The 14410-nt window shown below is 32.3% G+C and carries 7 protein-coding genes; 2 read left to right on the forward strand and 5 right to left on the reverse strand.

What is annotated here, in order from left to right; translation table 11 throughout:
- Positions 1-36: 36 nt before the first annotated feature.
- Together rpsA and HW119_RS06235 are read left to right on the forward strand one after the other, a co-directional pair.
- Positions 37-1812 (forward strand): 30S ribosomal protein S1, encoded by a 1776-nt coding sequence (gene rpsA, locus HW119_RS06230; RefSeq protein ID WP_177762202.1) that lies wholly within the window; start codon positions 37-39, stop codon positions 1810-1812.
- Positions 1813-2132: 320 nt separating this feature from the next.
- Complete coding sequence (locus HW119_RS06235; protein WP_177762204.1) at positions 2133-7688, forward strand: T9SS type A sorting domain-containing protein; 5556 nt, start codon at positions 2133-2135, stop codon at positions 7686-7688.
- 133 nt (positions 7689-7821) lie between these two features.
- Here HW119_RS06235 and HW119_RS06240 read toward each other — a convergent pair whose 3' ends face one another.
- The 5 genes from HW119_RS06240 to HW119_RS06260 all read right to left on the reverse strand — a co-directional run bounded on the left by HW119_RS06240 (position 7822) and on the right by HW119_RS06260 (position 14370).
- Positions 7822-8289 (reverse strand): hypothetical protein, encoded by a 468-nt coding sequence (locus HW119_RS06240; RefSeq protein WP_177762206.1) that lies wholly within the window; start codon positions 8287-8289, stop codon positions 7822-7824.
- Positions 8290-8294: 5 nt separating this feature from the next.
- The gene (locus tag HW119_RS06245; RefSeq protein WP_177762208.1) at positions 8295-8918 is read right to left on the reverse strand and encodes an outer membrane beta-barrel protein; all 624 of its coding nucleotides are present in this window, start codon (positions 8916-8918) and stop codon (positions 8295-8297) included.
- Between the two features lie 76 nt (positions 8919-8994).
- The gene (locus HW119_RS06250) at positions 8995-9804 is read right to left on the reverse strand and encodes a helix-turn-helix domain-containing protein (RefSeq protein WP_177762210.1); all 810 of its coding nucleotides are present in this window, start codon (positions 9802-9804) and stop codon (positions 8995-8997) included.
- Between the two features lie 154 nt (positions 9805-9958).
- Positions 9959-11017, reverse strand: coding sequence for a thiamine-phosphate kinase (thiL, locus tag HW119_RS06255; protein ID WP_177762212.1), 1059 nt, complete (start codon positions 11015-11017; stop codon positions 9959-9961).
- Positions 11018-11088: 71 nt separating this feature from the next.
- Positions 11089-14370: a DUF2723 domain-containing protein gene (locus tag HW119_RS06260; protein ID WP_177762214.1), complete on the reverse strand. Its 3282-nt coding sequence runs from the start codon at positions 14368-14370 to the stop codon at positions 11089-11091.
- Positions 14371-14410: the final 40 nt, after the last annotated feature.

Raw genomic sequence — 14410 nt, forward strand, 5'->3', positions numbered from 1 at the left:
TCAATTCAATAACAGGATACAAATTTATTATCAGACATGTCTGAACAAACACAAAATCCAGAAGAATTCTTACAAAGCTTTAATTGGGAACGTTATGAAAACGGAATTGATGCTGTTGAAGAAACTCAATTACAAGAATTCGAACAATTAGTAGAAAAAACTTTCATCTCAACTGATGCTGAAGAAGTTGTAGAAGGAGTAGTTGTTAGAATTACTGACCGTGATGCTATCGTTGATATCAACGCTAAATCTGAAGGTGTAATCTCTTTAAACGAATTCCGTTACAATCCAAACTTAAAAGTTGGTGATAAAGTTGAAGTTTTAATCGACGTAAGAGAAGATAAAAACGGACAATTAGTATTATCTCACCGTAAAGCTCGTACAATCAAAGCTTGGGATAGAGTTATCGCTGCTAATGAAACTGGAGAAATCGTTAATGGTTTCGTAAAATGTAGAACTAAAGGTGGTATGATCGTTGACGTATTCGGAATCGAAGCATTCTTACCAGGTTCTCAAATCGATGTTAAACCAATCCGTGATTACGATCAGTTTGTAAACAAAACTATGGAGTTCAAAGTTGTGAAAATCAACCATGAGTTCAAAAACGTAGTAGTTTCTCACAAAGCGTTAATCGAGGCTGATATCGAAGTACAGAAAAAAGAAATCATTGGTCAATTAGAAAAAGGTCAAGTATTAGAAGGTGTTGTTAAAAACATTACTTCTTACGGTGTATTCATTGATTTAGGAGGTGTAGACGGATTAATCCACATCACTGACTTATCTTGGTCAAGAATCAACCACCCATCTGAAGTTTTAGAATTAGATCAAAAATTAAACGTTGTAATCTTAGATTTCGATGACGAGAAAACACGTATCCAATTAGGTTTAAAACAATTAAACGCTCATCCATGGGATGCTTTAGATGCTAACTTAACTGTTGGTGATAAAGTTAAAGGTAAAGTTGTTGTTTTAGCTGATTACGGTGCTTTCATTGAAGTTGCTGAAGGTGTAGAAGGTTTAATTCACGTTTCTGAAATGTCTTGGTCAACTCACTTACGTTCTGCTCAAGATTTCGTAAAAGTTGGTGATGAAGTTGAAGCTGTTATCTTAACATTAGACCGTGATGAGCGTAAAATGTCTTTAGGTATCAAACAATTAACTCAAGATCCTTGGACTGGAATTGCTGAAAAATACCCTGTAGGATCTGTTCATACAGGTGTTGTTCGTAACTTCACAAACTTTGGTGTTTTCGTAGAATTAGAAGAAGGAATTGATGGATTAGTTTACATCTCTGACTTATCTTGGACTAAGAAAATCAAACACCCATCTGAATTTGTAAACGTTGGTGACAAATTAGAAGTTGTTGTTTTAGAATTAGACGTTGAAGGTCGTAAATTATCTTTAGGTCACAAACAAACAACTGCTAATCCTTGGGATCAGTACGAAGATGCTTTCGCTGTTGGAACTATCCACAACGGAGTTATCGCTGAAGTAATTGACAAAGGTGCTACTGTAGAATTTGGTGATGACATCGTTGCTTTCATTCCTACTCGTCATTTAGAAAAAGAAGACGGAAAGAAATTGAAAAAAGGTGACGCTGCTGATTTCAAAGTAATTGAATTCAACAAAGAATTCAAAAGAGTTGTAGCTTCACATACTGCTATTTTCCGTGAGGAAGAAGACAAAAACGTGAAAGCTCAAGAAGAAAAAGCTAACACAAATACAGCTAACAATACAGCTGAGAAATCAACTTTAGGTGATATCGATGCTTTAGCTGAATTAAAAGCTAAAATGGAAAAAGGAAATAACTAATTCCTGATTCAATAAATAAAAGCCAGAATGAAAATTCTGGCTTTTTTATTTCTATATATTATGATGTTATTTATTTGATGAAATACATAACTGATAGTTTTAATTTTTAAGATTAGTAAAGTATCTATAAGATTACATTAAAAGAAATTAAAAATATAGTAAAAAAAACGGTGTGTTACAAAATGTTTTTTTTTAGTGTATTTTTATTGTTTTTTTACAATAAAAATTAATTTTTTATAATTATAGATCAAAATAAATATTTTGTATAATAAAAATGTTTATTTTTAGTGAATGTGATTTTTTAATTTAAACTAATTTTTATGGATGAATTTACTTATCAAATGAAATCAATAAAACTCATACGCTTGATGAGGTATGTATTTTATTGTCTTTTGTTTCTTATTAGCCCAATAGTTTTTGGGCAAGCGACTGGAACAATTCAAATTGGTTCTGGTACTAACACATCTTCTGGAGGGTTAGGTTTGCCGGTTACAAATTATGATTATAGTTATTCACAGCAAATTATTTCTGCTTCGGAATATGCTTCTAGCGGAGGGATAGCTGGTAACATTACGAAGTTAAGATACAAACCAAGTGCTGTTGGTGATGAACTTGTTTGGAATGATCTTAAAATATATATTGCAAATACAACCAAAACTCAATTTTCTAGTAATACAGATTGGGTGCCATTTGCAGATTTAACTTTGGTTTTTAATGGTGTAGTTACACCTAGCCCAGTTGATGGACAATGGTTTGAAATTACATTTACTACCCCATTTGCTTATATTGGTGGAAATATTGTAGTTGCTGTGCATGAAAATGCTATGGGTTGGGAGGGAGGTCATTCTTTTAGTTCTTACATTTCTACACCAAATTCAGGTATAGTTTGGAGAGCTGATGTAAATAATATTAATCCCGCTACAGCTACAAATCTTACTGCAGAGGGTAGAACTTCTAATTTAGCACAAATTCAATTTGTAGGTGCGATGGCAGCTTGTGTTGCACCATCTAATATAGCAGTTTCACCAACCGTTGATGGAGGTGTTATAACTTGGACACCAAATACTAATGGAGTGAGTTACGATTGGGTTGTTGTTGCTAATAACGCTGGTGTTACTTCAACACCACAAGCTTCAGGAAATGCACTTGTAGGTACGGCTACAATTTCTGGTCTGCAAGCAAATACACCTTATGATTTATATATTAAAGCGAATTGTTCAGGAACAGACGGTGTAAGTGCATGGTCAAATAAAATAGATTTCCTAACAACATGTGGTATTGTTACTGATTTAAGTGAAAATTTTGATGCTGTGGCTCCTGGAACAGTCCCTTCATGTTGGACATTTATTGGAGGTGATCCTTTAGATTGGTTTGCTGGATATGGTGAAGTGATTGATTATAATGCTGCAACTGCACCTAATTGTTTTACAATTGTTAATATGTTTGACAATGCAAGTGATTATGTTTTAGTAAGTCCAGTAACTGATAATTTAGGAAATGGAACGAAACAATTAAGATTTTTTGCAGCAGGAGATTATGATGGGATTGAATTGATTGTAGGTACAATGAGTAACCCTAATCAATTGTCAACTTTTACTCCTCTTGCAGGAGGAACAATTCAGCTTACTGATCAATATGTAGAATATGTTTTTGATTTACCTGCAGGAACAGATGATTATTTTGCATTTAAACATGGAAATTTAGATACATTTGAAAGTATTTACATAGATGATGTAAATTTAACAGATCCTCCGATTTGTAGTGGAGTTGATTTCGGAACAGGTGAAGCAACCGAAATTACAAATGTTCAAGCTAAATTAAGTTGGATCAGTAGTGAGACAAACTTTGATATTGAATATGGTGAAATTAATTTTGTTCAAGGGGCAGGTACTCTTTTAACTAATGTAAGTAATAATTATGTTTTGTCGAATTTGGACGAATATACTGAATACTCATTTTATGTTAGAAGTAATTGTGGTGCTGATGGAACAAGTGTTTGGAGAGGACCATTTAATTTCGTAACTGAAAAAGTAACAACTTCGCCTTGGTTCGATGGTTTTGCAACCGGAACAGCCGATGGATGGAATAATATCTCTTCAAGTGTATTTAACTTATCTAATGACGTGGCAGCTTTAATGCCAATGATGGATTATGTTATTTATAAAAATTTATACACAGCTGCAGGAAATGGTTCAGGGTTTACTAGTTTAAATGTTGGTCCAATCTTGACTGGAGATAAATTAACGTTTAATTACAAAATGGCTAATTATAGCTCACCTTATGGTCCAGTTGATGCATCGGCAGGAAGTATTGATGTCTTCATTTCTACTGATTTTGGGCATAATTATACATTGTTAGCTAATCTACCATATAACGAAGTTGATGGATGGCAAGAATATGAAACTCCATTAAATTCTTACGTTGGTCAATTAGTTAAATTAAAATTTGTAGCTAATTACAATTATGTGGAAGATGATTATATAGATCATTATGTCGCTTTTGATAATTTCTATATTGGATCTTGTCAATTACCAACAATTCCAACAGTTACAAATACTACTATTAATACAGCTTCAATTTCTTGGGAAGCTAACGCAACTGATGTTTTTGAAATCGAATACGGTCTGACTGGTTTTGTACCAGGTACAGGAACTATCGTTTCGGTAACAGGAAACTCAACAGTACTTAATAATTTAATTCTAGCTTCTAATTATGAATTTTATATTAGAAAAAATTGTGGAACTAATAATTCTCCATGGTTAGGTCAATTTAAATTCACGACAGCATGTACAATTTTTACGACTGGTTTTACTGAAAATTTTGACACAACAGCTGTAGGAAGTTCAAATACCCCAACTATACCAGTATGTTGGAGTTTTATAGACGGAGGAATTGGTTATGGAACAGTTGTGGGGTCTAATTTTTCTTCTTCGCCTAATTCATTCTACTTATACAATAATGCAGATACAACTAATCCTTATATTTTAGTTTCACCAGAAACACAAAATTTAAATGATGGTTTATATCGTGTAAGGTTTAAAGCTAAATCTGGTAGCAATAACTATAAGTTAAAGTTTGGAACAATGTCTAATAAATTAGATGCGACAACTTTTACACAATTACAAGAATTTAGTTTAACTGAAAACTATCAAGAGTTTATTGTTTATTTACCAGTTACTACAAATGATTATTTTGCGTTCAAACATGGTCAGGCTTCAACTTATCAATCTATTTATATTGATGACGTTGTTTATGAACCAAATCCAGCATGTGTTGATCCTATTTCTCTAGGTGCTTTAATAAGCTTAGGAGATTTATCTGCTAATTTATATTGGTCAGGACCAGATACAGCAACAAATAATAGCTTTGAAATCGAATGGGGTGATGCTGGTTTTACACAAGGAACAGGAACTGTTATTACATCAACTACTTATTCTGCTCCACTTACAAATCTAGAAGCAGGAGAAAGTTATTCGTTCTACGTTAGAAGAATCTGCTCTGGAGGAAATACAGTTTGGGTTGGACCATTTACTTTCCTGATGGATTATTGCTCATCAATTCCTACTTCAAATGACGGTAATGGTATCGAAAATGTAACTATAGCTGGAGTAAGTATGGATTCTACTGAAAATGTAACCTATCATGATTTTACAGATCAAGTTATTTCATTTAATGCAGGTGAGTTAATTCCGGCATCGGTTACTTTTAATACTGGATATACATATGGTACTAATCTTTGGATAGATTTAAATAATAATGGTGTTTTTGAAAATGCAACTGAATTGTTCTTTGTTGGCGAATCATTATCAGATGAACCAACAACATTAAATGTTTCTTTCACTGTTCCAGATGATTTAGGTTATCAAACTGGAAATTATAGAATGAGAATTGGAACAGCTGATTCTGGACAAAACCCTCCAAATCCTTGTTATTCTGGTTCGTGGGGTGTAACTGTTGATTTATTAGTAAATATAACATTCCCATGTATTCAACCATCAAATATCGATTTCGTTGATGTTGGTTTTGATTATGTAACAATCGATTGGCAAGGTCAAGGAAATTCAAATTTTGAATTAGAATATGGATTAACTGGTTTTGCTCAAGGTACAGGAACTGTTGTTCAAAATGTTACAAAACCATACACATTAAATAATTTAATTTCAGGTAAAACATATGATTTCTATATTAGAAAAAAATGTGGAAATGTATTTAGCGATTGGAGTACTGTTGCTACGACTTATGTTTTCTGTGATACACCAGAACCAACTGGAGCAAGCTCTCAAACGTTGATTCAAGATGAAACATTTGCTCAATTAATCATCAATGGAGTAAATCTTAAATTTTATGCTGATCCAGGTTTAACAATCGAATTACCAGCTTCAACAGTTCTTCAAACAAGTGGAACTTTCTTTGTTACACAAACGATTAACTGTGAAAGTGATTCTTATCTAATTGTCGATGTTACTGTAATTCCAAGAATAGCACAACCAATAGTAAATCCAATTCAAAACTTCTGTAATGGAGGAACGTTAAATGATATTCCGGTTACTTCACTTCCTGGAGCAACAGTGGTTTGGTATGCTACTTCAACAAGTACAACACCGCTGCCTTCTACAACTAATTTGGTTACCGGAACATATTATGTGGTACAAACAGACGGAACGACAACTTCACATAGAATTGCCGTAACTGTTACTGTTAATCCAACTCCGGTTGATTTAGTTTCTCAACCAATACATTTATGTGGAAGTACAACTTTTGGTAATTTGGTTGTAAATAATTTACCAGGAGCAACAGTTAGATGGTATGTATCATTAACTGCTACAACTCCAATTAATAATAATGTACCAGTTACTACAGGAACGTATTATGCAACACAAGCTTTTGGTATTTGTGAATCACAAAGAGTAGCTTATCAAATATCTCAATTCGATGCATTGGATAAACCGCTTGCTGTTGCACAAGTATTTTGTGGAACTGGAACTGTTGCAAATTTAGTTGCCGAAGGAGTAAACGGAGCACAATTGATGTGGTATTCTTCTTCAACTGCAGTAAATGCATTGTCATCAACTGCTGCATTATCTAATGGTACATATTATGTATCTCAAACAATTAATGGTTGTCTTTCTGAACGAAGAGCAGTTGCAGTTAGAGTAATTTCTTTAGCAGCACCTCAAGTTGGGCCATTTACAGTTTGTGGAGGTGGAGAAATATCCGATTTATATATTTCTGCAGGTTCTGATGTAACTTTCAAATGGTATATTTCGCCTTCAAGTACAACTGAATTAGCGCAAAATACACCATTGGTTGAAGGTATTTATTTTGTAGAAAGAGTTCAATTAGGTTGTGTGTCTGCAAGAACTCCAGTTCAAGTAACTATTGGTGCAATTCCAACTGCTCCAACAGGTGCAGCAACCCAATCGTTTATTGAAGGTTCAACAATAGCAAATCTAATACTGAATCAATCAAATTTAGTTTGGTATGCAACTCATAACGATTCTCAGAATGGTGTAAATCCTTTACAACCTAATATGCCATTAGTAAACGGAGCGACATATTATGCTGTAATTATTGGAACTAATGGATGTCCAAGTTTACCATTTGCTGTAACAGTTGTTGTTTTCTTATCTAACGATGAATTTGATAAAGAAGGATTAAAATATTATCCTAATCCAGTTAATGATGTGTTGAATGTCAATTATGTTGAATCAATTAAATTTGTTGAAGTTTTTGATTTATTAGGAAAACGAGTGAAAACTTTAAATACTAATAATCAAAATATTCAAATTGATTTATCAGATTTAGCTTCTGGTACTTACATGATTCAATTGAAAACAGAATCTAAAACACAATTTATTAAAGTGATTAAAAAATAATAATCTTATAAAATGATAAAAGCCAGAATGAAAATTCTGGCTTTTATTTTTTAGCTTCATTTTTTATACTGTTTTTCTAAATGGATTTATCTAGGAATACAAAAGGCAATTCGAAAGGATTGCCTTTTTTGATTTATGAATATAAAAAAACATGATGTTGATTTGCTATTGAACCTGTAATGTGAACATATAAAGTAAGTAAAATTTCAATAGGCTGAATGTTTTCTTTGTCAACCTGAATGATGTAGTTTCCTTTGTTTTTGATTTGACTCTCGGTTCTGATTTTTAGAAGTGTTTGTTTGTGTGAATCACGTAATTGCGTTCCCCAAGTGAATCCAAAAACACCTCGAATTTCTTTATCTAATTCTACAATTTTTTGGGTTCCCCAAAACTTATCTGTTTTTATGTGATAAACCGTCTGATTATCTGAAATAACTTTTGCTTCCCATTTATCCTGAAGAATAGTAAAAATTTGCTCTTTAATTCGAATTTCAGATTCGTAATAACGTGCTTTTAACTCTATTTTTAATTCACCAAAAATTTCTTCGTTGGCGTTGTAAACTGTAATTAGATTATCGTTTGTTTCTGCTTTTAATTGCATCTATTTTAGTAATAATAACCAAAACCTAAATTGATGGTTCCGGTGTTTAATTTACGTTCGATGTTATTGTACTTTGTAGCGTTAATATCGCCAATTGTGGTGTAATTAATAGTGAAAAAGGCTTCTTTCGTTAAGGTAACATTTAATCCAAAATTTACTAAATATTTCCAATTTGTTTTTTGTGATTTGTCTGTAATAGAAACTATTCCATTATCCATTTTTTCTTTAATTCCAAAATTTGGTCCAGCTCCAATTCCTACAAAAAAATCAAAAGGAGATTTGTATGTATTAAACAAATCAAAATGTAATCGCGCTTGAACCGGAATTAATGATGAGGTTCTTGAAATTTCGTTCCATTTATTTTCTAACATTGTATTTGCATTGAATGTTGTTTGATAATAACCCAAACCAACCTCGATAGTTTTTGATGCGCGATACATTAAATTAAAATTTAATAATGTACTGTTTCCGTTGAGATTGGGTTGGTCTTGAATTTTGTAATTTCCATTTCCTAAACCACCTGTAATTTCAAAAGTAAGTTTTGGTAAATTGTTTTTTAAACTGTCGTTTTGTGCAAAAAGTGCAAAACTCAATAACAAAGTCGTGATGTAAATAAAAAATCGTATCATAAATTTGGTTGTTTTAATTTTAACCAAAAATAGTTTTCATTTAAATGATGGAATTGTAAAATTGAGACACTTTGCATTATTTTTCAAAGAAATGCCAATATAAATCTTCATTACCTAATTTATTGATTTTAGGTAATAAAGTTTTAGGAGTTTCGTTTGTGATGCTTTTAAAATGTTTGATAAAATGCGATTGATCATAATACATTGCAAAAAGTGCTACGTCAGTCAAATTGGCTTCTTCTTTGTTTTGAATTGCATAGTTTAAAGAGTTGCGGAACATTACCATTTTTTTGTAATCTTCCATGCTGATTAATGTATGCTTTTTAAATAAACGCAAAAGCTTTTTTCTATTGGTTTGAAACTGTTCTTCTAATTCATTTATTTTTATTGCGCCGTTTGAAAGAATGATTTCTCGAATCGAATGCGTTAAGATATTTTCTTGAAAAGGTTGATAAAGTTTTAAAAGTTCGTTCTCTAGAATTTCTAATTGATTTTCTAAATCGTCATTTTTATCTATTTTCTGAAGCGCTTCATGAAACGATTCGCCTAAATCGATTTTCATAAAATCTTTAGGCATAAATTCATTTAAAGGCTTTTTTATAAAATGATTAAATCCTAACGGATAAAACACAATTCCAATTTTATGAAACGAACCATTGATGTTTACCAAGGTTTTATGTTTAGAATTTACCGTGTACAAACACGTAATTGATTTTGGATTTTCGTCTTTTTCGATTTTTGATTCAATCGGATCGTAGTTCAGTGTTATTTTATTTCCGATATAAATTGTTAGCGCATGTAAATAATTGGGATAAAAATAGAACGATTCAGAATGGTTTTCGTTTTCAGAAACATGAAAATAATAATAAGCAATGACTTTCTTCAATTGCTCATTTTTTGGTTTTAATGTTTTTAAATACGACTTGTTATCCATGTCAATAAAAATAAGGTTTTAATATGAATTTTCAAATTATATATAAACAAAAAGCTTCAGAGCAGAATGAAACTCCAAAGCTTTTTTGTATTTAATAAAATTTTATTTATTCGTCTTCGTTTTTAGAAATCGCACTCCAACCTCTTGCTTTTAAAGGGATTTTTGTGTTTTCTCTTGTGATGATATGAACGCCTTCATTTTCTGGAACGATGTGTCCAATAATCGAAAGATGTGGATTTGCTTTTATTTTTTCGAAATCGCTCATTTTTATTGTGAACAACAGTTCGTAATCTTCGCCTCCGTTAATAGCAATGGTTGTACTATCTAAATTAAATTCTTCACAAACATTAATTAATTGTGGATCTAACGGAAGTTTTTCTTCATAAACATTGCATCCAACTTTTGAGCTTTTTGTCAAATGAAAAATTTCAGATGATAATCCGTCCGAAATATCAATCATTGAAGTTGGTTTAACTTCTAATTTTTCTAATAATTCTTTGATGTCTTTTCGAGCTTCAGGTTTTAATTGACGTTCGATAAGATATGTGTAATCATCTAAATCTGGTTGGTTATTCGGATTTACTAAGAAAACTTGTTTCTCTCTTTCAAGAACTTGTAATCCCATGTAAGCCGCACCTAAATCGCCAGTCACAACTAATAAATCTGTGTCTTTTGCACCATCTCTGTAAACGATATCTTCTTGATTTGCTTCTCCGATTGCAGTAATGCTAATAATCAATCCCGAAGTTGAAGAAGTAGTATCACCTCCAATTACATCTACATTATAGAAATTAGATGCCAGGCGAATTCCTTCATATAATTCTTCTAAAGCTTCTAACGGAAATCGATTAGAAACGGCAATTGAAACTGTGATTTGTGTAGCGGTTGCATTCATCGCGTAAATGTCAGAAATGTTTACAACAACAGCTTTGTAACCAAGATGTTTTAATGGCGCGTAACCTAAATCAAAATGTACACCTTCTATTAATAAGTCTGTTGAAACAACAACTTTTTTATTTTTAAAATCTAACACTGCCGCATCATCTCCAATGCTTTTGATTGTTGATTTTTGTTTGATATCGAAATGTTTAGTTAAATGATCTATTAAGGCAAATTCTCCGATTTGATCTATTGGAGTTCTTTGTGAATCTTTGTTTTCTAACATAGTTTAAATTTTTATGTAAAGTTACAAACTTCTTGAAAGAAAAGCGATAGGCTTAAACCTATCGCTTTTAGTTATTGTTTTATTGTTTCTACTGTTGTAGTGTCTGTCTCTTCCATTTCTTCAGGAGCGTCACTTTGTTGGTTTGCTGCCTGAATAAAACGGTTGAAATAAGTGATGTACGTATTTAATTTAGCTTTGTGTTTGTTGGCTAAAGCCGCATTTGGTCTTTCTGCATAAGAAATCAAACGGTCGTAAGCATCTAAAGATTCTAGTATTTCATAACCATAATCGTTTTGTTCTGAAGGTTTCATTGACTTGAAATACAATAGTTGTTCGTCGTATTTTTTAGCCAATTGCTCTGTCAATTCAGAACCTTTTTGTTTTTCTCCTAATGCGTAATATAATTCTACAAAAGGTTCAACGGTTGTGTAATTTCCGAAATATTCTACTGGGAAATTTTTCATTGCTATTTCTACAATATTTTTGGCTTTTTGCATCTTTCCTTCTTCAATTAAGGCTTCAGCTAATCGTGTCAAATTGATTCTATATAGGAATGCATTTTTTCTAGTTTCTGGATCGTGATAAATTGAAGAACTTCCGTTGTTGCCCCATTCCCAACCTAAAACTGTATTGTACATTTTTTCTGTATCAATATCTCCGATGTATAACGGATGTTGGTTCTTACCTGTTGTAGCTTGGTATGGAACCAATTGGTAGGTTAAACCTGTTAGTTGTAAATGATTTTTCATCCATAAGAAATCTTCATCATTTAAAGAGCCACTAGTAAAATAAATCGGACGTTCCCAATTATTGTTCGCAATAATGTCAAGCATGATTAGACGTTGTCTGTAAAGAGCTTGTTCGTTAATATCTAAATCAATATAAGGTAAAATTTGATCGTAATATTTTTGAGAAACAATATTGTTTTTAATGATAGCTTCTTTGTTAATAGGAACGCGAAGTTTGTTTGTCGGAATACGAACAATCGATTCGCCATTTGACATTTCAGCACGAGTTTCTGGTTTGTCTGAAGCAATATATTCCATCATACTGTTTATGTCAACTCGATCATCAATTACTGGTGCAATAACAGCGTAATATAATTTATTACCGGCATATTGTTTGTGATTAAATCTTATTTTAAGAGGTTTTGAATCATATGCAGCAACTTTCATTTGATCAATGTACCAATCAGCTTGTAATAAAGCTGTACAAACAACACGAACGTCTGTTCTGTAACCTTCAACTTCTTGTAAATACCAAAGTGGGAAAGTGTCGTTATCTCCGATGGTAAACAAAATTCCGTTTGGACCAACTGAGTCTAAATAACCCTTTGCGATTGCTAGAGCAGTATATTTGTCTGAACGGTCGTGGTCATCCCAGTTTTCTTTAGCCATTAGTACAGGCGCACCTAAGAAACAAGCCGTTAAAACTAAAGGAAGACTTAATTTAGGTGAAATGAATTTTTTTAGTCCATCATATATGGCAAAAACTCCAAATCCAATCCACATGGCAAAAACCATGAATGATGCAACTACTGCATAGTCACGTTCACGAGGTTCAAAAGGTCGTTCGTTTAAGAATATTTTAAGCGCGAAACTTGTAAATAAGAAAAGTGCTAAAAGTACATAAAACGATTTTGGATCTTTTTTGAAATGAAAAATAAAACCGATTAACCCGATTAAGAAAGGAATCATATAATAATGATTTCTTCCTTTGTTGTTTAAAATATCTGAAGTTAAATTCTCTTGAGATCCAATTCTTATTTCGTCTAAGAATGGAATTCCAGTTACCCAATTCCCGTTATCTCTATCATAATTTCCTTGAATGTCATTTTGTCTTCCAGAGAAATTCCACATTAAATATCTCCAATACATATACCCAAATTGATATTCAAACATGAATTTCATGTTGTCACCAAAAGTTGGATTTTTAATATCAAAATATTTATTATAGTCTGGATGTCCCAAAAACATTTCGTATTGATTGATAGAAATTTGCCCAGTTGCTAATCCTCTTCGGATTTGACCTTCCATGTCACGAATTTCAGGGTCGTTAGCAAATTCAGGCTTGATTGTGAAATCAAGAGGTTTTGAAAAGCGCATATAATTTGCTGGGTGTGACCCATCGGTACTCCACATTCTAGGTAAAAACCCTTTTAATGTAGATGAGTAATTTGGTTCAGATGCGATTTTTTTATCTGTGATGATGTATTTACCTGATTCTGTATCTCTTTCGTAGTTCGGCTTTCCGTCAACGTACGGAGTTTTAGCGTCTAATTCACTTTTGAATTTTGTAGTAAAATACGTGTCATAAAACAAAGAACGTGAACCGTATTGCTCACGATTGTAATATGCTAAAACTTCGGCTGCATCAGAAGGTTTGTTTTCGTTAATTGGAATTTGTGTATTTGCACGAATAGGCAACATAATCCAACTAGAAAATCCAATGAATATAAATAATATTGTTAAAATGACAGTGTTTAATTTTGCTTTACCGTTTTGTTGCGTATATCTTAATCCAAAAACAAATACTGCAATAATAATTAAAAAGGCTAAAATGGTTCCAGAATTAAAAGGTAGTCCAAGAGAATTAACCGTAAATATTTCTGTTTTACCAAAAAAAGCTAACGTATATGGAAGTAAAAATAAGAAAACAATCAATAAAATAGAAACGATAACGATGTTTGCAATTATGAAGTTTTTAATTGTAACTTTTTCATATTTTTTAAAATAATATAGATAGCCAATCGAAGGTATCGCTAATAAAGCCATAAAGTGTACTCCAAAAGAAAGTCCAATTACCAAACCAATTAAAACGAACCATTTGTTTCCTCTAGGGTTGTCAATATCATCAATCCAACGTAACCCCAACCAAAGCAGTATTGCAATCAATAACGTGGCAGTTGCATAAACTTCTGCTTCTACTGCACTAAACCAAAAAGTGTCCGAGAAAGTAAATGCCAAAGAACCAATGAAAGCACTTCCAAGAACTGCAATTGCATTTTGGTTGTTAAATTCAGTGTAAGAAGAAACTGCTTTTTTTAATAGATTGGTAACACACCAATACATGAAAAGGATTGTAAAAGCACTTGAAAATGCTGCAACCATATTGACCATTAGTGCAATGTGTTCGTTGCTTGCTGCGAACATTGAAAAGAATGCGCCTAACATTTGATAAAGTGGAGCTCCGGGAGGGTGACCAACTTCTAATTTAGTAGATGTAGCAATGTATTCTCCAGCGTCCCAAAAACTTAAAGTTGGTTCAACTGTTACTGTGTAAGTTATTAATGAAATTAAAAAGGCTGCCCATCCTAAGATGATGTTCCATTTTTTAAAATTGATTTTCAACATAATACAATGTTTGTAAATTAATTGATTTGTAAATACAAAG

It is taken from the genome of Flavobacterium sp. I3-2 (genome assembly GCF_013389595.1).
Taxonomy (GTDB): Bacteria; Bacteroidota; Bacteroidia; order Flavobacteriales; family Flavobacteriaceae; genus Flavobacterium.